Below are 24,057 nucleotides of genomic sequence, written 5' to 3' on the forward strand. Positions count from 1 at the left end.
TTATTGGTTGGTGCTGTCCTTAGACGCACAATTTGGCTGACAACTCATTGGTGTAGTTAGGTGCTTCTCTGGCACCGGTGTCATCATCGCCAACAACATTTTTTGTTTTATATGTTTGGGGATATCTGGGTTAGAGAGTATCCGCCTTCGTGTTAACTCCATCATGGAGTTCACTGAGAGATGTTCGACATTTTGCCCCTTCGCGTGGAAGATGAGGCGAGTCATTTCGTACATCATATCTTCTGCAATCTTCTTCTCTTGTTGCAACTGGATATTCTTTTGCATCATGGCGCTGCCAAATAACACACCAGAGAGCACAATGATGCCTGACAATACCGAAGCAAGGGGACGTCGTTGTACCAAGCGAAAGGCGCTATACAATGGCCAGTTTTTTTTCTGCTCGATTGGACGGCGTTCGATAATTCGTTCGATATCAATGCGCAATGCTCGAACATTGATATATCGCATTTGAGTGGCAGGACGCGTTGCGCGTCTTATCACCCAGTAAACATCAGACCAAATTGTTGGTGATGGAAACATCAAAGCGAGAATTTTGCCTAAGGAGTACACGTCGCTTTGCTCTGTTAGAACCTGTCCTGCTTGCTGCTCTGGGCTGGCAAAATTTTGGCTAAACGCAATCAGCGCTGAGGGTGAATCTTCTCGGTTGGAGTGCGCTTTTTGAGTCAAGTTGAAGTCAAGCAGCTTGGGACGCTTGCTACGATCAATCAGTATATTTTCTGGTTTTAGATCGGCATGCAAAACCTGGTGCTGGTGGGCGTGCTCCATCGCCTGGCAGATCTGCTTAAACAACAGCAGCTTCTCCGTTTTTTCTAGCTTATTTTCAGATAGGTACTCATCCAAAGTTTGACCAAACACCCGCTCCATCACGATGTAAACCGAATCTTGATGGAGACCGCCGTCAAACACTTTCGCGATGTAAGGATGGTTTAGACGCGCGAGAAGTTGAGCTTCATCGAAGAGTGCGCGTTGCCCTAACACATTGCTCAAATTGCTTTGAATAAACTTGATAGCCAGATCTTGCTCGAACGTTTCATCTGCACGTAGAGCTGCGTATACGACACCCATGCCACCACGCCCCAACTCATGAGTTAGGCGGTACTTACTGATGATTTCTCCGCTTAGATCGACGTCTTGGTTCGTTGCCTGATGAGCACCAAAATAAAGTAACTGCGTTAGTTGTTCTTCCGGTGTCTCGTTGGCTAAAAGAGGAACGAGTTGTCGATACAGCTCAGGTTGACTTCGTTGCAATGCTTGGAGGTATTGCTGCTTTTGGGAGTCGTCCAGATCAAGCAGGTGGTAGTAAATCTGGGTTTCGCTAGAGCCTAACTGCACTGTGACTAATGTCTTATTCTTTTAGGTACGGCATTTTATAAGAACTTTGATATAAATGTCATTTATTTATTCGGTTTTGATTCACAATCCATGAAACGCAATTTGATGGCTAATGGAGTAATAACGTCATGATTTTGCGAATTATTTTCACTGAGCTTGTCGGGAGAGAGTCTATTCGTCATAATGTTACTTGTAACATTACTGATAAATCACATATTTATGGCTCAACAGAATAAGAAAACTCGTACGACATTGCAGGATGTCGCAGACCAGGTTGGCGTCACGAAGATGACCGTTTCACGCTATATGCGTAACCCTGAATCGGTGGCAGAAAAGACTCGTGCTAAGATTGCGACTGCGATTGAAGAGATGGGTTACATCGAAAACCGTGCACCGGCGATGTTGTCAAAGTCCTCCAGTAAAGCCATTGGTATTTTACTGCCGTCTTTGTCCAACCAAATTTTTGCTTCCTTTGTTCAGGGCATAGAGATGGTGACCAAAGCCAATGGCTATGAGACGCTTTTAGCGCATTTTAGCTACGATGAGCTTGAAGAAGAGCGCAAGATCGCGTCATTACTCTCTTATCAAGTCGATGGGCTTATTCTAACTGAAAGCCATCACACGCCGCGTACATTACAGATGATCAAAAATGCGGGCATTCCGGTGGTCGAAACCATGGAACTGCCATCGGAGCCGATTGATATGGCGGTTGGACTCGATCATGAAGATGCGTCGTACACCGTGGTTAAGCAGATGCTAGATACGGGGAAGCGTACAATCGTCTATTTTGGCGCGCGTCTGGATACGCGAACCAAATTGCGGATGCAAGGTTACGATCGCGCGATGACAGAAGCAGGGCTAGAACCCAAACATGTATTAACTGGTGATCATTCTAGTTTTTCTTTAGCGCATGATTTGCTCGAACGCGCACTGGAAACGCACCCAACGCTCGATGGGGTGTTCTGTACCAACGATGACATCGCAATTGGCACCATGCTGAGTGCGCAGCAACGTGGCATTCAAGTTCCACAGCAATTGGCAGTGGCGGGCTATAACGCGCTGGATATCGGTCAAACCATCAGCCCGAAACTGACCAGCGTTGATACGCCGCGTTTCCAAATTGGTGTAAAGAGCGCAGAGCTATTAATTGCGCGCCTGAAAGGCGAAACACAAGAAGAAAAAGTCTTCGATATGGGTTATCAGATCACGTCGGGAGAGAGTGTTTAACTAATTGTTAACTGCTCTTTGTATTCGCTCATCAATGGTATTGGTAGGTTAGGGTATGGCACATCAGCTGGATGCATTGGATCTCAACTTAATGCGTTTATTAAAAGCTGTGGTGGAAAACCGCAGCATCAAGCTGGCCGCAATGCAGCTTGGCATTTCTCAACCGAGCGCCAGCCGCGGCGTGATGAAGTTGAAGCAAGTGTTTGATGACCCGCTTTTTGTGCGTAAAGCACATGGGGTAGAGCCATCACCCATGGCGATTCGTCTCGCCGCCGAGTTCGACAATATGGTTGCACCACTGGAAAAAGTGGTGCAAGAATTTGAAGTGTTCGACCCACTGCAATACCAAGGGCAGATTGCGATTGTAACTGACCCTTATTTGATGGATGAGCAAGGGCAGCGACTGCTCACTGGTTGTCATCGAGCCTTTCCCAAAGCGCACTTTGCCTTTTCCAGCTGGAATACTTACTCGCACGATGAAATGTTAGAAGGCGAGCACGATTACTGCATTCTTGACCAAGAGACCGAGCTGTCGAAAGACATTTACATGCGCCCGTTATTCGTTGAAAAACGAGTGATTTTGGCGCGCAAAAACCACCCAACGTTGTCGAAAGTCAGCAATGATTGGGACACGGTGTCCAAACTACCACTTGTCTCTTTGCCTGCGCCCGCGTCATATAAACCGCTTTGTACCGTGGAGTCCGAGTATCGACGCATGGGTTATGAGCCAGTAGTGTTACTGAAGTCCTATAATTTGCGTTTGGCTTGCCAAATGTTGCAAGAAACCGACGCGATTATGTATGCCAGTCAAAGCTCGGCATTGTTGATGCCAGAACTCGCCTCTTACGCAATGCCACCCGTTAATCGTGAGTTTAGCCAGTTTGTTGTCTCTGGCGGTTTCCTTCAAACCAACCGCAACCATCCTTTGCACAGACACCTACATAAAGTGGTGCGACAAACCCTCAATACGCCGCTGATTTTTACGAAATGACGTCACCTTATGGCATCGGCTGAATGAGAGAGTAGATGCTTTAACCTTATCAATATTGTGTGATTACATAGACAACCTACTTCTTAAGATATTCAAAAATGAATATCTCAATTACCTGTCTCTTTTTCCTACCCAGCGCTAATCTTATCTCAAATAGTCAGGAGAAGTGGCTCATTTTTATCTTTTTAACTTTTTGAATGTCGATACAGGTACGCGACATTCACCATTCTCCGTTATGCATTTTTTTAATTTCTGATGGAGGATTAATCATGCTAGTTGCACGTCTATTTTTATTGCTCGCTATCGTTGCCGAAGTGGCTGGCACAAGCACTATGTCTCTTATCGGACAAGGGCACGGGTGGTGGGGCTACATCGTAATGTATGTGCTGATCGCAATCTCTTACTACTTTCTCGCGTTTGCCGCGAAGAAAATATCTATCGGTGTGGCATACGCTGTCTGGGAAGGGTTGGGTATCTCGTTGATCACCGTGGTGTCGATCATCGCCTTTGATGCCAACTTAAACCATCAAGAGTTGTTTGGTTTGATGTTAGCCGTTGTTGGCATTGTGTGTGTGACCTTAGGGGAATCACATGGTCAACCTAACGCTAAGAAAAACGCCGATAAACCGGCAAAAGAACGTTCATTTTCTACTAGTACAAGGTGCGAATCATGAGTCAATTTTTTACGATGTCATTTGGATTTGTCGTGATGGCTGCCTTGGTCGATATCATGGCCAATATGGCGCTGACACGCTCAAAAGGTTTTAAATATAAAGGCTGGGGCATTGCGGCGATTGTGTTGGTACTGACAGCATTCACGCTGTTGGCACAAGCGGTGAAAGAGATCGACTTAGCCATTGCTTATGCCTCTTGGGGTGCGATCGGTATCTTGGGTACCGCAGTGGGTGGAGCCTTGCTGTTTAAGCAGAAACTCAAGCCAATCGGCTGGTTTGGTATCTTTGTGGTGATTGCTGCCGTCGTAGTGATGAAGACCGCTTGATGTAATTTACTGAATGCTAGATATCGTCATTCTGAGCAGCAAGAGACGAGCAAGGTTCCTGATCTCGCTTAGGCTCGTCGGAATGACGGATTCATTCGTTTAAAAAGAACCGAGGCCAATCCTAAAGCTTGCCATTCTGAACTGCGAGGGACGGTCGTGATTCAGAATCTACCAACAAAAAGTGCTGTAGCAGAGGGGTTTTCTCTGGCTTCACAGCACGTTGATAGTAGATTCCTGATCTCGCTTAGGCTCGTCGGAATGACGGATTCATTTTTTTAGAAAGAACTGAGGCTAATCCCAAAGCTCGTCATTCTGAACAGCGAGGGACGAGCGTGATTCAGAATCTACCAACAAAAAGTGCAGTGGCAGAGGAGTTTTCTCTAGCTTCACAACACGTTGATAGTAGATTCCTGATCTCGCCTAGGCTCGTCGGAATGACGGATTCATTTTTTTAGAAAAAGAGCAGTGACCAATCCTAAAGCTTGTCATTCTGAACAGCGAAGGACGAGCAAGATTCAGAATCTACCAACAAAAAGTGCTGTATTAGAGGGGATTTTCTCTGGCTTCACAGCACGTTGATATTAGATTCCTGATCTCGCCTAGGCTCGTCGGAATGACGGATTCATTTGTTTTTAGAAAGAGCGGTGGCCAATCTCAAAGCTCGTCATTCTGAACAGCGAGGGACGAGTGTGATTCAGAATCTACCAACAAAAAGTGCTGTGGTAGAGGGGTTTTCTCTGGCTTCACAGCACGCTGATATTAAATTCCTGATCTCGCCTAGGCTCGTCGGAATGACGGACTCATTCATTTTTAAAAAGAACCGAGGCCAATCTCAAAACTCGTCATTCTGAACAGCGAAGGACGAGCAAGAGTCAGAATCTACCAACAAAAAGTGCTGTGGCAGAGGAGTTTTCTCTGGCTTCACAGCATTTTGCTATTAGGTTCCTGATCTCGCCTAGGCTCGTCGGAATGACGGATTCATTTTTTTAGAAAGAGCAGTGACCAATCCTAAAGCTTGTCATTCTGAACAGCGAAGGACGAGCAAGATTCAGAATCTACCAACAAAAAGTGCTGTATTAGAGGGGATTTTCTCTGGCTTCACAGCACGTTGATATTAGATTCCTGATCTCGCCTAGGCTCGTCGGAATGACGGATTCATTCGTTTTTAGAAAGAGCGGTGGCCAATCTCAAAGCTCGTCATTCTGAACTGCGAGGGACGAGCGTGATTCAGAATCTACTAACAAAAAAGTGCTGTGGCAGAGGAGTTTTCTCTGACGTCATAGCATGTCGATATTAGATTCCTGATCTCGCCTAGGCTCGTCGGAATGACGGATTCATTCGTTTTTAGAAATAGCGGTGGCCAATCTCAAAGCTCGTCATTCTGAATAGTGAGGGACGAGCGTGATTCAGAATCTACCAACAAAAAGTGCTGTAACAGAGGGGGATTTTCTCTTGCTTCACAGCACGTTGATAGTAGATTCCTAATCTTGCTTAGGCTCGTCGGAATGACGGACTCATTCATTTTTAAAAAGAACCGAGGCCAATCCCAACGCTCGTCATTCTGAACAGCGAGGGACGAGCGTGATTCAGAATCTACCAACAAAAAGTGCTGTGGCAGAGGAGTTTTCTCTGGCTTCACAGCACGTTGATATTAAATTCCTGATCTTGCTTGGGCTCGTCGGAACGACGAGGTCTTTCTTCTCGCCTTAAACAATAAAGCTTGCGCCTTCTTCTGCACTCGATACGTTTTGGCGGATCACGCTAAACAGACCTCGTCCCCAAGTTTGTTGGGTCGATTCGGTATCGAAATGAATCAACTCGCGACCAGTGGTGTCGCTTAAGTTGTTCAGTTCACCCGTTTGGCAATCCAGACGAATCAAATCACCGTTGCGCACCAAACCAATCGCGCCACCACGAATGGCTTCTGGAGAAACGTGAATCGCAGACGGAATTTTACCGGATGCACCAGATAAACGACCGTCCGTCACTAGCGCGACTTTAAAGCCCGCTTTTTGCACGTTCCCTAAAATTGGCATCAGCTTGTGCAGTTCAGGCATGCCGTTTGCCGCTGGGCCGTTGTGTGTGACCACAACGATGCAGTCTTTGTTCAGGTCGCCACGTTTGTACGCGGCCTCCACTTCGTGTTGGCATTGGAATACGATCGCTGGTGCCACAATCACGCGTTGCTCTTCTTTCACCGCAGACACTTTCACCACGGCTTTGCCTAAGTTGCCAGTCAGTACGCGAGTGCCGCCAGTATTTTGGAATGTGGCGTCTGGTTTGGCGATCACGTCACCGTCTTGGCTGCCTTGGCACGATGTCCAGGTCAGTTGGCCATCGACAAGGCTCGGTAGCGTCATTTGGTCTTCAAATTCACCAAACACGGGTTTCACATCGCGATGCAAAAGCTCGGATTCGTTCAAGCGGTGCAATAACGCAGGCACGCCACCCGCGTCTTGGAACGCGTTCATATCGGCTGGGCCGTTCGGGTAAACGCGAGCTAACAAAGGAACCACATCCGACAGATCGCTGATGTCTTGCCACGTGAGCAAGATGCCAGCAGCACGCGCCACGGCGATCATATGAATGGTGTGATTGGTACTGCCGCCAGATGCAAGTAGAGCGATGATGCCGTTGACCAAGCTCTTTTCTGTGACCACCTCGGCCAGCGGACGAAAGTGTGCAGAACCCGCCGTCATAGAGGCGATTTTCAGAGCTGCGTGATCGGTTAACGCTTTACGCAGTTGGGTATGGGGATGAATGAATGCCGAACCTGGCAGCATCAAGCCCATGGCTTCGAACACCAACTGGTTGGTATTGGCGGTGCCGTAAAATGTACACGTACCCGCAGAGTGGTAAGCGCGACACTCCATATCCAGCAGAGCGTCTTTGCCGACTTCTCCCGCTGCGTATTTTTGGCGCACGTCGACTTTCTCTTCGTTGCTGATGCCTGTTGCCATCAGACCCGCTGGCACAAACGCCGTTGGTAGGTGTGCGTAAGACAGCGCGCCCATCAGTTGCCCCGGTGCGATTTTGTCACAGATGCCAAGCAGTAATGTGGCATCAAAGACATTGTGACTCAAAGACAACGCCGTTGATTGCGCAATTAAGTCACGCGAAAACAGTGACATATCCATGCCGGCTTGACCTTGAGTCACCCCATCGCACATCGCTGGCACACAACCTGCGACTTGCGCTGTATGGCCGTAGTCCGCCAGCACTTTTTTGATTTGTGCTGGGTAGTCTTGGTACGGCTGGTGGGCGCTCAACATGTCGTTGTAGGCGCTGATCAGCGCGACATTGGCATGAGTAAAATCGAGAATATTTTTCTTTTCAGAAGAGCAAGAAGCGGCGACTGCATGGGCTAAGTTACCACAAGATAAACCAACGCGGCCTTTGCCCGCTTCGGCTTGCACTTCGGTGCGAGCAAGAAACGCAGCGCGCGCTTCACGGCTGCGCTCGGTCAAACGCTGTGTGACCTCAAGAACAACAGAGTGAGTCATTACGCCACCTCGATCGCTTGCATTTTGATTAGCTCAGTAGCAGAGCGTTCCACCACGTCGCTGATGTCTCCGTCGATACTGACGATCAGAGTTTGAGGCTCGTTGTCTGGGCGCTCTAGTGTCTCGAATTGGCTCTTCACCATGTTTTCTTTCATGAAGTGGCCTTTGCGCATACGCATGCGATTAAGGATCAACTCCATATCGCCATCAAGGAACAAGAAGGTCACGTTGTTGTTACCTTCGCGGATCTGATCGCGGTAAATCTTTTTCAGTGCTGAACAGACAATAATGCCGTGTTCGTTTTTGCTTTCTAGGCTGTACGCCGCATCACGAATGCGTTCTAGCCATGGCTTGCGATCATCATCGTTCAGAGGCTGGCCCGATGCCATTTTCTGAATGTTCGCTCGTGGATGAAGATCATCACCATCAATGAATTTACGCCCTAGCTTTTTCGCTAGATGCTCACCAATTGTGCTTTTACCACTAGCACAAACGCCCATAACGATGACACTACTACCAGCCATAACTTATCCTCATAACCAAATTTGCGCGTGATCTCAATTTTTGAATTCACTTTAAAATATGGGTTTATCTTATTCATGTTATCGGTAACATGTTACCGGTAACTGAAATAAATGTGAACCATAACACAAACAATAATTCTTAAAGGTGAACCTATGGAGCAATTAACCCAAGCCCCAGATCCTACGTTCCTACTGACGATTGCAGGCCTTGCCATTGCAGCGTTACTCGTTCTGATCATTAAACTGAAAGTCCATGCTTTTGCTTCCCTTACTATGGTGAGTTTAGGTACGGCAATCGCCACTGGCGTTCCTTCAGAGAAAGTCGTATCGACCATGATGGGCGGCTTCGGCGGCACGCTGGCTTCCGTGGCATTGCTGGTTGGTCTTGGTGCGATGATCGGTAAAATTCTTGAAGTGACTGGCGGTGCGAAAGTGCTGGCAGACACTTTGATTGGTCGCTTTGGTAAAGAGCGCGCACCATTTGCTTTGGGCGTCGCTTCATTACTGTTTGGCTTCCCAATCTTCTTCGATGCTGGCCTTGTAGTGATGATGCCAATCATCCTAAGTGTGGCGGCTCGTTTTGGTGGCTCACCAATTAAATACGCGTTGCCTGCAGCTGGTGCTTTTGCGGTTATGCACGCGTTTGTTCCACCACACCCAGGTCCGGTTGCAGCGGCAGAATTCCTTGGTGCAAACATCGGTCTGTTATTGGTGGTGGGTATTCTGGTGGCTATTCCAACTTGGTACCTTGGCGCTTACCTATTTGGTTTGTACGCGGGCAAAAAATTCGATATCCCACTATCTAAAGCCTTCTTTAATGGCGAAGCGATGGTGGATGAGCGCAACGCACCAAAATTTGGCACGGTTATGACCATCCTTGTGCTGCCAGTCCTGCTAATCTGTTTGGATACGGTACTGAACACACTGGCGGTTGCGGGTGTGATTGATGGCAAAACGGCACTGGTTGAGTTCCTACGTATGCTAGGTAAAACTCCAGTCGCGTTGCTGATTACTTTGATTGTCTGTCTGGCTGTGTTTGCCAAAGACTACGGCATGGCAAAACTAGAAAAATTGTGTGGTGAGTCATTGGCTCCAATCTGTGGCGTTATCCTAGTAACGGGTGCTGGTGGCATGTTTGGCGGCGTACTGCGTTCAAGTGGTATCGGTGATGCACTGGCTGACGTTCTTACAGACACAGGTATGCCTGTGATTGTGGCGGCGTTTGTGATTTCAACCTGTCTGCGTGTTGCTCAAGGCTCGGCAACGGTAGCGCTAACCACTACGGCAGCTCTTATCGCGCCAGTTGTGGCTGCATCAACAGGTTTGAGTGAACTCGACCTTTGCTTTATCGTAATCGCGATTGCGGGTGGTGCAACGGTACTGTCTCACTTCAATGACTCTGGTTTCTGGTTGGTATCTCGTTTGCTTGAGATGGATGAGAAAACCACATTAAAAACTTGGACGGTAATGGAAACGTTACTTGGCGGTATCGCGTTTATTATCGTCGCAACATTAAGCTTTATTCTTTAGAGGTTCCCCATGACAACACTTGAACAACGATTAAGAGATATCAAAATCGTCCCAGTTATCGCAATCAACGACGTAGCACACGCTCTGCCACTGGCAAAAGTGTTGGTAGAAAACGGTTTACCATGTGCGGAAGTGACATTCCGCACCGAAGCGGCGGCGGAGTCGATTCGCATCATGCGTGAAGCGTACCCAGAATTGTTGATTGGCGCGGGCACCGTTCTGACCACAGAACAAGTGGATATCGCGATCGAAGCGGGCGTGGACTTTATCGTTAGCCCAGGCTTCAACCCAACCACAGTGAAATACTGTCAGCAACGTGGTGTGACTATCGTACCGGGTGTAAACAACCCAAGCTTGGTTGAGCAAGCGATGGAAATGGGTCTGCGTACGTTGAAGTTCTTCCCTGCTGAGCCATCAGGCGGCGTAAACATGCTGAAAGCACTGACGGCGGTTTACCCTGTGGAATTCATGCCGACAGGTGGCGTAAGCCCATCCAACGTGGAAGATTACCTAGCGCTGAAATCGGTTGTGGCTTGTGGCGGTACTTGGATGGTGCCAACCGCAATGATGGACAACGGCGATTGGGAAGGCATTGCTGAATTGGTTCGTGCAGTTAAGTAAAACGCACAAACGGCTCCGAAATACCCCCGAACGTTAGAAAACGTGACACAAAAAAGGGTCATCAAGTTACTTGATGACCCTTTTGCTTTTGGGAATGAAACAGCTTTAGAAGTGATGCTTCATAAAGCGCTTAATAAAGCGAATGAAATCGGCTTCGGCTAGCTTCGCGCACTTCAATGTTTGGGCGTGAGACAGTTCTACATCACCCAAACCTTCTGCCATGTTGGTGATCGCACACACTGCCAATACGGGTAAGCCGCAATGCGCCGCAGAAATCACTTCTGGCACGACCGACATGCCCACTACATCACCACCGATGATTTGCATCATGCGGATTTCGGCTGCGGTCTCAAAGTTGGGGCCTGTGTAAGAGACAAACACACCTTCATTCAGGTGAATGCCATTGGCTTTGCCGACTTCAAACGCTTCTGCGCGCAGGTCTTTGTCGTACGCATTGGCGAGGCTGAAGAACCTCGGGCCGTACTCTTCATCATTCGGACCGATCATTGGCGATTCAGGCATGGTATTGATGTGGTCATGAAATACCACCAGAGAACCGACGTCGATGCGTTCAGGGCGAAGTGAGCCTGCCGCGTTGGTGACGAGCAGAAACTCACAGCCCAGCTTTTTAAAGGTGCGCACGGGCGTTGTCATGACCTTCATTGAACCGTGTTCGTAGTAGTGACCGCGACCTTTCATGCACACTACGTCTACGCCGCCCATGGTACCAAGCACCAACTCACCAGAGTGGCCTTGCACGGTGCTAATCGGAAAGCCTTCGAGCTCTTCGTATGGAATGACCACTTTGTCTTGTAGCTCGTCTGCCAATACGCCTAAGCCAGAGCCTAAAATAAACGCCGCTTTAGGTTGGAAGTTTGGTTTGCGTTCGCGAATGGTTTGTAGCGCGCCGATTACTGGATCGTGATTCATGTTAGTCACCTTCTGGTTGTGTGTTGATTCCATTGTGTGACTTTCTGCGCTGGTTATCTTTGCTTTATTCGCTACTATCATCCTCAAAAAGAGGATGATGAAATTCGCTAGGACTCAATGCATGAAGTCAGAACCATTTGAGCGCGTGACGCTGAAGATGCTGCGTTACTTTTACGAGGTCGCACAAACCAAGCATTTCACTAAGGCGGCCGAGAACCTCAATATCACCAATTCGCCGTTGAGCAATCGCATCAAAGAGTTGGAAGAGGTGCTTAACGTCAAACTGTTTGAGCGTGATTCAAGAAACGTCATGCTGACGGAGGCCGGGCGATTGTTGGAGTCCAAATGCCAACTGATTTTTCAGACCTTGGATGTCTCACTCAATCAAGTGCAGCAAGTGGGTTTGAACCAGAGAAACATCTTGCGAGTTGGTGTGGTAAGTAGCGCATTTTGGGGCGGATTTGATCGTCTGTTACAGCGCTTCCATGCTGAGCATGACACTTATCACGCCGACATTTTTGACCTTAACCCAGAGACGCAAAAGAAGCATCTGAGCGAGAAGAAAATCGATGTGGGCATTGTGCGTTTTGCTGATGCACTCAACATTTATCCGTATCAGTCGGTATCTTTGGGCAAAGATGTGTTTGTGGTGGCGGTGTCGGAGCAACATGAGTTAGCCAGCAAATCTTTGCTGCGGCTCCAAGATTTAAAGGCGTGTGAGTTTGCGTTTATGAGTTTGGCGAATTCTGCCTCGGCAAACTTCATCATCAATGCCTGTCTGCAAGAAGGCTTTTCACCCCATATTGGCAAACAAGTGGTGGAGCCAAGCACCTTGATGGCATATGTAGCAAACAGCAATACCGTGACGTTGGTTCCGTCGACGTTTTCTCAGCATCATTGGCATGGGATTCGTTTTATCAAGCTGAAAGAGTCACTGTGTGCAGACTTGTGTCTGATTCATGATGGTAAGCAGGAGAGTGCTATTAAAGCCGAGTTTATTCGCACATTATTAGAGAATGCGAGTTAAGCATGGGATAACAAAAAAAGGTCATCCTAAGATGACCTTTTCAAATGATTCGCTGAAATCAGCAATGCGATTAGCGCGTAATTAACGCATCGTTACGAACTCTTCAGAGCCCGTTGGGTGGATAGCCACAACAGAGTCGAAGTCTGCTTTGGTTGCGCCCATCTTCATTGCTACGCCGAAGCCTTGGATCATTTCATCTACCGTGAAACCGATGCCGTGCAGACCAACAACCGTTTCTTCTTCGCCCGCACATACAAGCTTCATCTTACATGGTTGACGGTGCTTAGTAACGGCGGTGTACATCGCCGTAAAGCCAGACGTGTAGACTTTGATATTGTCTTTGCCGTACTTCTCTTCCGCTTCTTGCGTCGTTAGACCGATAGTGCCGATTGGTGGGTGGCTAAATACCACAGTTGGTACCAAATCGTAGTCCATCTTCGCGTTTGGTTTGTTGTTGAACAAACGCTCAGAAAGTTGACGACCCGCTTTCACTGCTACTGGCGTTAGCTCGATACCGCCTTCCATGATGTCACCCACACAGTAGATGCCTTTCACGTTGGTTTCTTGGTATTCGTCTACCTTGATGTAGCCTTTTTCGTTCGTTGCCACACCGGTTGACGCTAGGTTGATTGCGTCTGTCGCAGGGTGACGACCGATTGCCCAAATCAGTTGGTCAACGTTTTGGCTTTCACCGTTTTCTAGGTGCAGAGTTAGGCTGCCATCGGCTTCTTTTACCACTTCTTTTGGTACAGAGTGGGTGTGCAGTTTTGGACCTTCTGCGTCCATCACTTCAACCAACGTATCGATGATCATTGGATCGAAGCTACGCAGTGGTGACTCTTTACGTACGAACAGGTGCGTTTCTGTACCTAGCGCGTGCAGTACGCCAGCAATTTCAACTGCGATGTAGCCAGCACCCACAACCGCAACGCGTTTTGGTTGCTCTGCTAGGTCGAAGAAGCCGTTTGAATCGATGCCGTATTCAGCGCCTGGAATGTTTGGAATAGTAGGACGACCACCAACCGCGATCAGGATGTGATCTGCTGTGTAGTGTTCACCGTTTACTTCGACAGTTTTTTCGTCAACAAACTTAGCAAAGCCTTTAATCACGTTTACTTTGTTGTTGCCAAGAACGCGATCGTAAGATTGGTGAATACGACCGATGTATGCCTGACGGCTCTCAACCAGTTTGCTCCAGTCGAAACCTTTCACGTCGACATCAAAACCGTAATCTTCTGCGTACAGGTTCATTGCTTCTGCGATTTGCGCGCCATGCCACATCACTTTTTTCGGTACACAACCTACGTTGACACAGGTACCGCCAAGGTCTTGAGCTTCGATTAGCGCAACTTTCGCGCCGTACATCGCCGCACGGTTTGCAGATGCGATGCCGCCACTGCCGCCACCGATACAGATATAGTCAAAATGAGTCGCCATTACTTTCTCCAAGAGCTTATAAATTTTATCTGGTACATAGATAGATTGGGATGACCTTGTCCGAACTCAATGCCACCGTTATCCCACTATCATAAATCGAATTCGACTAATTCCTAAATGGGAAAAAGCGACAATACTTATGACAAATAGCGATGAGAGGCACAAAAAGAAGAATAAGCACGACTGGAGGGAGAAGGTGAGAGCATAAAAAAGCGCAACGAGAATATCGTTGCGCTTGAAGATATCGGTACTGAAGTGCTTACTCTGGCACAATCCAGTCCACTTTCCAGTGGCCAGTTGCTGGTGCGATCGCGTCTTGCAGGAATGGCAGAATCTCTTTCATCTGGCTTTCCAGTTTCCATGGCGGGTTAATCACAATCATGCCGGATGCCGTCATGCCGCGCTCGTTGGTATCTGGTGCAACACCTAACTCGATTTGCAGAATTTTACGAATGCCCAGTGCTTCCAAGCCTTCGATCATATCTTCGATGTCGTGACGGTTTACCACTGGGTACCAAATCGCGTAGATACCGGTTGCCCAACGTTTATGGCTCTGATGAATCGCTCGTACCACATCGCGGTACTCTTTCGCGAGTTCGTATGGTGGGTCAATCAGCACCAAACCACGACGCTCTTGTGGCGGTAGGCTTGCTTTGAGGCGTTGGAATCCGTCTTCTTTGAAGATGCTCACTTGGCGATCACGATGGAATTCTTGCTCTAACAATGGGTGATCGGCCGGGTGCAACTCGGTCAGCACCATGCGATCTTGTGGGCGGATTTGCGCGCGCGCCACACGTGGTGAGCCTGGGTAGTAACGCAGCTTCTCGCCGTTGTTGAGCACTTTAATGGCATCGATGTAGCTTTTGATGTCTTCAGGAATGCTTGGGTTATCCCAAATACGTGCGATGCCTTGTTTGTATTCGCCCGTTTTTTCAGACCATTCGTGAGTCAGATCGTAACGGCCTACACCCGAGTGGGTATCGTGATAAACGAATGGCTTATCTTTTTGTTTCAGCGCATCAAGAATGAGGCTTTGAACGATGTGTTTGACCACGTCGGCATGGTTGCCAGCGTGGAAGCTGTGGCGGTAACTTAACAAATTAAACTCTCGAAACACTCTTTGGCTGAGTGTGGTCTGTGATTTTCACTCTATGGCGGTATTATACTCAAGTAACTTAAAGATGTAGAACTTCCAATCAAATCTGTTCCTCTGATAAGGGGACGCTATTGAAATTTCTTTAAGTCACCCACACTTACTATTGGTAATCGAATTGAACTAGGTAAGTTTCTCGCACTCAAAAGGGTGTGAAATCTCATTTAGGTATAACAAGACTCAAGGACAGAGTAGCGCTGGTTGACTATAAGATGGTCATCGCGGCATAGAGAAAGGGAACGGAGCTCCCCCAATCCATGTTGCTGGCTCGTCTGTACATTGAGTTGGCCTATCTACACAAAATAGACAGGCAATCACAGAGTCAAAACACAAAAGGAATTATTCATGTCTAATCCTCTTCTGACGTTTACGGACCTACCTCCGTTTTCTCAAATTAAACCAGAACACATCAAGCCTGCCGTTGAGCAAGCGATTGCTGACTGCCGAGCAAAAATCGATGAAGTTCTACAAGACAACGCTCACCCAACTTGGGACAGTGTGATTGCGCCAATTGAAGAAGCGGATGATCGCTTAAGCCGCATCTGGTCGCCAGTGGGTCACATGAACTCGGTAGTGAACAGCGAAGAGCTACGTGAAGCTTACGAAAGTTGCCTACCAATTTTGTCAGAGTACGGCACTTGGGTTGGTCAGCATAAAGGGTTGTACGAAGCGTACAAAACCATCAAAGCGAGCGAAGAATTTGCAACGTTAACTCGTGCCCAGCAGAAAACCATCACTGATGCACTGCGTGATTTCGAGTTATCAGGCATTGGTTTGCCATCCGATGAGCAGCACCGTTACGGCGAGATCAGCAAACGTATGTCTGAGCTGAGCTCTAAATTCTCTAACAATGTGCTGGATGCCACCATGGGTTGGACCAAGCACATCACAGACGAGAAAGACCTAGCAGGTATGCCAGAATCGGCGCTGGCAGCAGCGAAAGCTGCCGCAGAAGCAAAAGAGTTAGATGGTTACCTCATTACGCTAGATATCCCATCTTACCTACCTGTCATGACGTACTGCGATAACCAAGAGTTGCGTAAAGAAGTGTACGAAGCGTACGTGACGCGCGCTTCTGATCGAGGTCCAAACGCAGGCAAATGGGATAACTCAGAAATCATTACTGAGCAGCTAAAACTGCGCCATGAAATTTCACGTATGCTAGGTTTCAATACTTACAGTGAAAAGTCGTTAGCAACAAAGATGGCTGAAACGCCGGATCAAGTGCTGGGCTTCCTGAATGACCTAGCGACACGAGCGAAACCGCAAGGTGAACGTGAAGTCGAAGAGTTACGTCAGTTTGCGAAAAGTGAGTTTGGTGTTGAAGAGCTGAACGTTTGGGATATCGCTTACTACAGCGAGAAACAAAAGCAGCACCTGTTCCAAATTTCGGATGAAGAACTGCGCCCATACTTCCCAGAGTCAAAAGTCGTGAGCGGTCTGTTTGAAGTGCTAAACCGCGTGTTTGGCATGACCGTTACTGAGCGCGAAGGCGTAGACACTTGGCATGAGTCCGTGCGCTTTTTCGATATCTTTGATGCTGAAGGCACACTCCGTGGCAGTTTCTACCTAGATCTCTACGCTCGTGAACACAAACGTGGCGGCGCGTGGATGGATGATTGTCGTGGTCGTCGCGTTACGCTATCTGGCGAGCTGCAAACGCCGGTTGCGTATCTAACGTGTAACTTCAACCGTCCAGTGGGCGACAAACCAGCACTGTTCACGCACGATGAAGTCGTGACGCTATTCCATGAGTTTGGTCATGGAATCCACCACATGTTGACGCAAGTTGATACAGGTGCTGTTTCAGGTATTAATGGCGTGCCTTGGGATGCGGTTGAGCTACCAAGTCAGTTCCTAGAAAACTGGTGTTGGGAAGAGGATGCGCTGGCGTTCATTTCTGGTCACTATGAGACAGGTGAGCCGCTACCTAAAGCGATGCTAGACAAAATGCTCGCAGCGAAAAACTTCCAATCTGCGATGGGTATTTTGCGTCAGCTAGAATTCGGCTTGTTCGACTTCACGCTTCACACCGAATATGACCCTGAAGTGGGTGCGCGTGTACTGGAAACTCTGGCGAAAGTGAAAGAGAAAGTCGCGGTAGTTCCTGCGGTTGAGTGGGCGCGTTTCTCACACAGCTTCGGCCATATTTTTGCTGGTGGCTACAGTGCGGGTTACTACAGCTACCTGTGGGCTGAAGTGCTGTCGTCAGACGCGTATTCTCGCTTTGAAGAAGAAGGCATCTTCAACAAAGAGACGGGTCTAAGCTTCCTGAACAACATCCTAGAAATGGGGGGCAGTGAAGAGCCAATGGAGCTGTTTAAGCGCTTCCGTGGCCGCGAGCCACAAATCGATGCACTGTTGCGCCATTCGGGTATTGCGGCGTAAATTGAGCAAAAAACATCAAGGCCAACCGTTCGGTTGGCCTTTTTTGTACAGTTTTTATAAAAAATTTTACGGATTTACGTTTCGGTTGATCGGGTTCTGCAACGATATCAATGTCTCCGTGGACTGAACCTCATCAATGGCTTGCAGCTTGTCGATCAGTACAAATTGCAGCTCTTCAATCGATTTGCACATCAATTTGACGAATATGTTATACGCGCCCGTGGTGTAGTAAGCTTCAACGACTTCGTCGAGCGCGTTGAGTTTTTCTAACGCGGAGTGGTAATCACGAGCTGCATTGAGGTTAATACCAATAAAGCAGCACACATCGTAGCCAAGCTTTTTAGTATTGATGATCACCTCCGTTCCTTCGATGATGTCAGCCGACTTCATCTTCTCGATACGCACATGGATAGTGGCAGGGCTGACATCGAACTGCTTTGCCATTTCTGCGTAGGGCGTTCTGGCGTCAGCCATTAGTGTTTTTAATATTGCGCGGTCAAGGTCGTCGAGTTTCGGCAGGCTCGCATTCATACTATGATTTCCGTTAGGGATAGAGTTTTACCTCCCTTTTATACTCATAGCGGATAGGATTCACAAGGTTTGGCAGGAGTAACTGCGGGTTAACTCCGAGCTATGGAGATAATGTGCAGCGTTTTCTGGTTATTGCCGCGCTATGTTGGAGCGCGTTTGCTACGGCCTCAGATCCGAAGGTGTTGGTCGTGCACTCCTATCATCAGGGTTTTTTCTGGACGGACTCCATACAGCGAGGCATCGAGCAACAGCTGGGCGATCGAGCGCTGGACATGCGTGTGCTCTATCTAGACTCGAAACGTAACCAGAGTGAGCAGTTTTTTGCACAACTAAAATCCTTATATCTTACGAAATTACGCAAAGAGCGATTCGATGCCATTTTAGTGAGCGATAACAATGCGCTTGAACTCATGCAGCGTTTAGCCCCAATCATCAAAGACACCCCAGTTATATTTAACGGCATTAATAACTACCATCCTTCTTTACATCGTTCTCTGAATGCAACCGGAGTCATGGAAGATGTCGATTTGGAAGCGAATCTCGCTCTTATTGAGCGCTTACATCCGAACTACACACAAGTTCTCATCGTCAGTGACCACTCGGTGACCGGTGAGGTGTTGCGTTATCAAATCGACAATTTTGTCCTCAAGTTCCCGCAATATCGAGACAAAATCGTACAACTTGTCCCAGACAGCATCATCGATCTAAAACAACAAGTCGCAAAACTGAGTTCCGATAAAGTCGTCTTGTTCTGGACCTATTACCGAGATAAACAAGGTATGGTTGGCAGCGAGCGTGACTGGGTTGGTGTCAACAAAGTCTCAAACGCGCCGCTGTTTATGGTGCATGACATTGGTTTGGGTCATGGCGCAGTTGGAGGGGTTATTCAAAGTGGTTATCGGCATGGTATTGAGAGTGCAGAGATGCTTGAATTCGTTTTGGATAACCCTGATCAGCCTCTGCCTGCCGTGAAAAAAAGTGATTCTGAAATAAAGCTCGATTACCAAGCGGTAGCGCGTTGGGGATTGGGGGCTGAACAAGAGGTTTCTGCGGTATTTTTTAATAAGCCAATGAAGCTTTCTGAACGTTTTGCCAAGGAAATTCGCCTGTTTGGTAGTCTGTTTGTGGTGATGTCGGTGGTCATTTTGCTGATGGGTTATTATTTACAGCGGATGCGTCGCAGTGAGAGCGCTGCGCGAGAAAGCCAGGCTATTCTAGAATCGATTTTCGATCAGAGCATGCAGTATATGGGCATTTTGGATGCCAACGGTGTGCTTAAATCGGGCAACGATCACCTTCAATCCTTACTTTATCACCAAGGACTGCGTTTAGACCGACCACTTTGGTTTCATCCCAACTGGAGTGAGAAAGCCCAAGCGCTGCTAGAGGAGTATTTCCATGCGCCTCACCATCAAGTGTCGACGTTTGAAGCTGAAATTTGGAGTAAAGAACACGGCGCCTTGGTGTTAGAAGTTTCGCTCAAGCCTTTTTCTCAGCAAGTAGGGAATCATAAGCAATACTTGTTTGAAGCGCGCGATATTACCAGTCGTAAATTGATGGAGGACAAGCTCTACCAACGTGAGTCAACCCTACGCAACTATTATGAGCAGCAGCCCGTGATGATGGTGACGCTTGATAGTAATAACCGAATTCAAGAAGTGAATCGATTTGCTCAACTACTTCTTGGCTACAAACCGATGGACATGCTCGGACATCGCCTGAGGGAGTTCTATTTTGATGACAAAGTGCTGTTCCCTCGCCAAGTGTTATTGCAACCCAACCAGCAAGTGCATGGTGTTTGGCGACGTGAAGTCGAGTATCGTCATGCAAATGGTCATCGTGTTTGGGTGCGCGAGAATATTCGTCCGCTGAGTGAATCTGAGCAACTGCTGATTGTGGGCGAAGATATTACCGAAACCAAACTGCTCTCCGAGAAATTGGAATACCAAGCTCGCTATGACTTACTGACGGGGACTTACAACAGAAACCATTTTGAACTAGAGCTTAAGACCGCACTGTGCGAAGTGGACAGCCATCGTCGAGTCCACGCCATGTTGTACCTCGACTTAGATCAACTAAAAGTCCTCAATGATACGGTTGGGCATGATGCAGGTGATGCGGCGATTCAATTCTGCGCAAGTATGCTGGAAGGCGTTCTGCCGTACAATTCCATCTTGGCTCGAATGGGAGGCGATGAGTTTGCGGTGTTACTCAAAGACTGTGACGAATATGGCGCCATCAATATTGCCAAACTGATCATCTCGACACTAAGCGAACACCTCTTTATTTGGGAAGACACACGCCTGTTCATCAGTTGCTCAATTGGTATCCGTATCATCGATCATACCGCTGATACGCCACAAATGGTGCACGCTCAAGCAGACTCTGCTTGTCACGCCGCTAAAGAGCAAGGCCGTAACCGCTATAATCTATTCAGCTTAGATAACGAAGAGTTGCAGCGTCGTCAGATGGAAATGCAGAGCGTCAATTTGGTGCATGAGGCATTGTCGAATCAACGTTTAGAACTGTTTGCTCAACCGATAAAAAGCTTACAAAAGCACGAGACTCAAATGTATTTTGAGATTTTGGTGCGTATTCGCAATGGGTACGGTGATTATGTTTCTCCTGCGCTGTTTATCCCTGCTTCCGAGCGCTACAACATTGCCCATTGGATTGATAAGCAGGTTATTACTCAAACGCTAGAGTGGTTTGAACAGCGTCCTGAGGTGGTTGAACAGCTTGGTCGCTGTTCGATAAACCTTTCAGGTCAATCTATGGGGAATCAAGAGTTTATTGACTTCTTATTGGAGCGATTGGAAAGCTCGACTCTGCCGTGTGAAAAAATCTGCTTAGAAATCACCGAGACAGCGGCGATGAGCAATCTGGATCAAGCCATTGAGCTGTTTACCAAGCTAAAGGCTTTGGGCTGTATGATTGCATTGGATGATTTCGGATCTGGATTGTCTTCATTTGGTTACTTAAAGAAACTTCCTGTCGATATCGTGAAAATTGATGGTCTTTTCGTGCAAGATATCAACGTAAATGAAATGGACCGCGTGATGGTTCGTTCAATCAATGACTTGGCGAAGCAACTAGGTAAAGTGACGGTGGCGGAGTTTGTCGAAAATGACCAGGTTATGCAGCATTTGATAGACCTCGGTGTGGACTACGGTCAAGGCTACGGTATTGGTCATCCTAAGCCGCTTTCTGAGCTAGTGGAGCAACTGACGGTTGTATAACCTCTTCGTAGCAAGCTCAACCTAGCATTAATAGGTAACTTAGGTATACACTCAGCGCCAGTTACCTCGATTTTTATTGGAGCCTCCTTTTGCAACTGCAATTGATCTGTGAAAACCCGTCTCAACAATCTCATCTTGATGAACTCGCTGCGCGTTGGCAGCTTTCACACACTGACGATAGCGATTTTGCTTTGGTGCTAACCACCGAGCGTTTGGAGCTACGTAAAGTGGATGAGCCAAAGCTGGGTGCAATCTTTGTGGATTTGATTGGTGGTGCGGTCGGTCATCGTCGCAAGTTCGGTGGTGGTAAAGGCCAGGCAATTGCGAAAGCGGCGGGTTTGAACAAAGGGGCAACGCCAACCGTGTTAGATGGCACGGCAGGTCTTGGTCGTGATGCGTTTGTGCTCGCCTCGCTAGGTTGTAAAGTGCAGATGGTCGAGCGTCATCCAGTCGTAGCGGCTTTGTTAGATGATGGCTTGGATCGAGCGAAACAAGACCCAGAAATCGGCACCTGGGTATCTGAGCGCATGTCGCTAATCCATGCTTCTAGCCATGATGCGCTGGAACAATTGGCGCAAGATAAAGACTTTGTCCAGCCAGATGTGGTGTATCTTGACCCGATGTATCCGCACCCAGAAAATAAAAAGAAGTCGGCGCTCGTAAAAAAAGAAATGCGCGTTTTCCAATCGTTGGTTGGCGCCGATTTGGACGCCGATGGCCTACTAGAACCAGCCATGGCGTTAGCCACAAAGCGTGTAGTAGTTAAACGCCCAGACTATGCTAACTGGCTGAACGAGAAAAAACCGACCATGGCGATTGAAACGAAAAAAAATCGCTTCGATGTCTACGTTAAAGCATCGATGGCATAACTTCCTGACGGCTCAACTTTTCTTGTCACAGTATGGTGTATCGTGCTGTGACTCAGCTTCTCTTTCCTCGTCTCTATTGATAGTTTTCTCTTGCTAATTCCCTTCCCTGACTGTATATCTAACTAAGAATTATTATTATTTCACTTGTTGTGATGCGGTCGATAACTGGGAAGCTGGAGTAGTAGAATGGCTAAACGTTTATGTAAAATGAGTCGCAAACAGATCGCGGCAGAACTTGGTGATATCCATCGTTTAGTTGTCGCACCAAAATTCGTTTGTCGTTCTTGCGCACGCTCTTCATCGGCCAAAGATACCCTTTGTAAGCCAGCCGCAATTCCTCCACAAAAATGCCAAGACAAGCCATTGAGTGAGCAACAAGCATGTGGCTTATTGGTTGAAGCTCTGCCATCACAAGCGATTCCAGTGACCACTAAACAAAGCAACGAAAAAGCCGCGATTGTGAAGCGTGTTGTTGAGCGTGTGAAAGAGAAAAAACAAGCCGAAAAATCTCTGGAGCCAGTAAGAGCCGACGCACCAGTATGGTTTGATTTAGCGGATAAAAAATCGCTCAAGAAAGCGAAAAAAGCACTGAAAAAGCACTATAAGCAGCAAAAGAAGTTACTAAAAGTGGCGAAAAAACAACAAAAGTTACTTAAGCGTCAGCGCAAGCTTGAAGCGCGCAATGCGAAACTAGAAGTGTTGCTGCCAACGTCGCCCAAGGCGTTGATGAGCGCAAGCTCGCAAATCAAAGTGCATTAATCTAATCCAAAAAAACGCTCTCCAGTTGGAGAGCGTTTTTTATTGTCGGTATGTGTGTTGGGAGCGGTCGCTTTACTTCTTGGCGTAGCTCATTTCGACGCGCTTTTTCACCCAGGTTTCGTTAATCCATAGGGATAGCATGATGATCGCACCGCCAATGGCGAGTCGCATGACATCAACATCGCGGTTCCAAATCACAATGTTTACAATCAAGCCCGCCGGAACCAATGCATTGTTCATTACTGCCAGTGCCCCTGCGTTCACCATGGTCGCGCCTTTGTTCCAAGCAAAGTAACCAAAACCAGAAGCAATCAAACCAAGGTATGTCAGAATGCCCCATTGCGTTGTAGTGGTTGGTAATTTGTCTAGGTTACCCATGAGCGCGAAAGCCACGGTTGCTACACAAAGTGCACCTAAGTAGAAGTAGCCAAACACGGTGTGTTGTGGCAAATCGACGGGTTCACTCTCCATGATATATTTGTAGCCCACCTGACCGATGGCAAAGCAGAGGTTTGCTCCTTGTACGACCAAAAAGCCCAGTAGGAAATCTTCATTAATGCCTGCAAATTTAATCCAGGCGGCACCAAATACGGCTATTGCTGCGGTAACTAAGTACCAAGGTGAAAAGCGACCTTTCAAGAAGTCATAGATGAGCGTGACGTAAATGGGTGTGAATACGGTGAACAGCAATACTTCTGGCACGGAAAGAAGCAAAAAAGATTGGTAGTAGAAGCAATACATCAAACCGAGCTGGAAGCCACCGACGGTCATCAGTTTCGCGATTAGGGATTTGCTAACGCCACGGAATTTCAAAAAGGGAATGAAAACCAGGCTCGCCAGTGCCACGCGCATGAACACCGAGAACCAAGAATCAACCTGACCGGCGAGGTAAACGCCGATCAGGCTAAATGAGAATGCCCAAAGTAGGGTAACTGCGGATAGATAAGCCATGGATGAGAATCTTTATCAACAACA

At 47.7% G+C, this 24,057-nt stretch carries 19 protein-coding genes; 11 read left to right on the forward strand and 8 right to left on the reverse strand.

The window, feature by feature from the left end:
* On the reverse strand, positions 1-1,353 hold the full coding sequence (locus tag R8269_RS17060; protein WP_053349772.1) for a serine/threonine-protein kinase: 1,353 nt from the start codon (positions 1,351-1,353) through the stop codon (positions 1-3).
* Between the two features lie 219 nt (positions 1,354-1,572).
* Between R8269_RS17060 and R8269_RS17065 the strand changes: the two genes are divergently transcribed.
* From R8269_RS17065 to R8269_RS17080, 4 genes are all read left to right on the forward strand, one after another.
* On the forward strand, positions 1,573-2,580 hold the full coding sequence (locus R8269_RS17065) for a substrate-binding domain-containing protein (RefSeq protein ID WP_017636149.1): 1,008 nt from the start codon (positions 1,573-1,575) through the stop codon (positions 2,578-2,580).
* Between the two features lie 55 nt (positions 2,581-2,635).
* Positions 2,636-3,571 carry a LysR family transcriptional regulator gene (locus R8269_RS17070; protein ID WP_213891688.1) on the forward strand — a complete coding sequence of 312 codons (936 nt, stop codon included), beginning with the start codon at positions 2,636-2,638 and terminating at the stop codon, positions 3,569-3,571.
* 269 nt (positions 3,572-3,840) lie between these two features.
* Positions 3,841-4,245 carry an SMR family transporter gene (locus R8269_RS17075; RefSeq protein ID WP_005379135.1) on the forward strand — a complete coding sequence of 135 codons (405 nt, stop codon included), beginning with the start codon at positions 3,841-3,843 and terminating at the stop codon, positions 4,243-4,245.
* Complete coding sequence (locus R8269_RS17080) at positions 4,242-4,571, forward strand: SMR family transporter (protein ID WP_005478614.1); 330 nt, start codon at positions 4,242-4,244, stop codon at positions 4,569-4,571. The genes R8269_RS17075 and R8269_RS17080 overlap by 4 nt, the downstream gene beginning before the upstream one ends.
* A gap of 1,706 nt (positions 4,572-6,277) precedes the next feature.
* Here the strand turns inward: R8269_RS17080 and edd are convergent.
* Positions 6,278-8,074 carry a phosphogluconate dehydratase gene (gene edd / locus R8269_RS17085; RefSeq protein ID WP_213912312.1) on the reverse strand — a complete coding sequence of 599 codons (1,797 nt, stop codon included), beginning with the start codon at positions 8,072-8,074 and terminating at the stop codon, positions 6,278-6,280.
* Entirely contained in the window at positions 8,074-8,598 is a 525-nt protein-coding gene (locus R8269_RS17090) for a gluconokinase (RefSeq protein WP_047103696.1), read from the reverse strand. The genes edd and R8269_RS17090 overlap by 1 nt, the downstream gene beginning before the upstream one ends.
* Before the next feature lie 153 nt (positions 8,599-8,751).
* On the opposite strand from R8269_RS17090, the gene R8269_RS17095 reads away from it, so the two are divergent.
* Both R8269_RS17095 and R8269_RS17100 read left to right on the forward strand, forming a co-directional pair.
* On the forward strand, positions 8,752-10,128 hold the full coding sequence (locus R8269_RS17095; protein WP_012841240.1) for a GntP family permease: 1,377 nt from the start codon (positions 8,752-8,754) through the stop codon (positions 10,126-10,128).
* 9 nt (positions 10,129-10,137) lie between these two features.
* Positions 10,138-10,749 carry a bifunctional 4-hydroxy-2-oxoglutarate aldolase/2-dehydro-3-deoxy-phosphogluconate aldolase gene (locus R8269_RS17100; protein ID WP_025624148.1) on the forward strand — a complete coding sequence of 204 codons (612 nt, stop codon included), beginning with the start codon at positions 10,138-10,140 and terminating at the stop codon, positions 10,747-10,749.
* A 105-nt stretch (positions 10,750-10,854) separates the two neighbouring features.
* Here R8269_RS17100 and xapA read toward each other — a convergent pair whose 3' ends face one another.
* Complete coding sequence (gene xapA / locus R8269_RS17105) at positions 10,855-11,679, reverse strand: xanthosine phosphorylase (protein WP_017635036.1); 825 nt, start codon at positions 11,677-11,679, stop codon at positions 10,855-10,857.
* A gap of 121 nt (positions 11,680-11,800) precedes the next feature.
* Between xapA and R8269_RS17110 the strand changes: the two genes are divergently transcribed.
* A complete protein-coding gene (locus R8269_RS17110) occupies positions 11,801-12,706 on the forward strand; it encodes a LysR family transcriptional regulator (protein WP_017635035.1) in 906 nt (301 codons plus the stop codon).
* Between the two features lie 81 nt (positions 12,707-12,787).
* Here the strand turns inward: R8269_RS17110 and gorA are convergent, their stop codons facing one another.
* Together gorA and R8269_RS17120 are read right to left on the reverse strand one after the other, a co-directional pair.
* Complete coding sequence (gene gorA / locus R8269_RS17115) at positions 12,788-14,143, reverse strand: glutathione-disulfide reductase (protein ID WP_005379157.1); 1,356 nt, start codon at positions 14,141-14,143, stop codon at positions 12,788-12,790.
* 259 nt (positions 14,144-14,402) lie between these two features.
* Positions 14,403-15,242 carry a 23S rRNA (adenine(2030)-N(6))-methyltransferase RlmJ gene (locus R8269_RS17120; protein ID WP_005379158.1) on the reverse strand — a complete coding sequence of 280 codons (840 nt, stop codon included), beginning with the start codon at positions 15,240-15,242 and terminating at the stop codon, positions 14,403-14,405.
* 399 nt (positions 15,243-15,641) lie between these two features.
* Between R8269_RS17120 and prlC the strand changes: the two genes are divergently transcribed.
* Positions 15,642-17,684 carry an oligopeptidase A gene (prlC, locus tag R8269_RS17125; protein WP_017635033.1) on the forward strand — a complete coding sequence of 681 codons (2,043 nt, stop codon included), beginning with the start codon at positions 15,642-15,644 and terminating at the stop codon, positions 17,682-17,684.
* Between the two features lie 66 nt (positions 17,685-17,750).
* Here prlC and asnC read toward each other — a convergent pair whose 3' ends face one another.
* Positions 17,751-18,215, reverse strand: coding sequence for a transcriptional regulator AsnC (gene asnC, locus R8269_RS17130; RefSeq protein ID WP_005389595.1), 465 nt, complete (start codon positions 18,213-18,215; stop codon positions 17,751-17,753).
* A gap of 113 nt (positions 18,216-18,328) precedes the next feature.
* Here asnC and R8269_RS17135 point away from each other — a divergent pair, with 113 nt between their 5' ends.
* From R8269_RS17135 to R8269_RS17145, 3 genes are all read left to right on the forward strand, one after another.
* A complete protein-coding gene (locus R8269_RS17135; RefSeq protein WP_005379161.1) occupies positions 18,329-21,454 on the forward strand; it encodes an EAL domain-containing protein in 3,126 nt (1,041 codons plus the stop codon).
* Positions 21,455-21,543: 89 nt separating this feature from the next.
* Positions 21,544-22,323: a class I SAM-dependent methyltransferase gene (locus tag R8269_RS17140; protein ID WP_005379162.1), complete on the forward strand. Its 780-nt coding sequence runs from the start codon at positions 21,544-21,546 to the stop codon at positions 22,321-22,323.
* Between the two features lie 186 nt (positions 22,324-22,509).
* Positions 22,510-23,082 carry a hypothetical protein gene (locus R8269_RS17145; RefSeq protein WP_318222599.1) on the forward strand — a complete coding sequence of 191 codons (573 nt, stop codon included), beginning with the start codon at positions 22,510-22,512 and terminating at the stop codon, positions 23,080-23,082.
* 72 nt (positions 23,083-23,154) lie between these two features.
* Here the strand turns inward: R8269_RS17145 and R8269_RS17150 are convergent, their stop codons facing one another.
* Positions 23,155-24,033, reverse strand: coding sequence for a carboxylate/amino acid/amine transporter (locus R8269_RS17150; RefSeq protein ID WP_005379164.1), 879 nt, complete (start codon positions 24,031-24,033; stop codon positions 23,155-23,157).
* Positions 24,034-24,057: the final 24 nt, after the last annotated feature.

Source organism: Vibrio sp. Vb0667 (assembly GCF_033391095.1).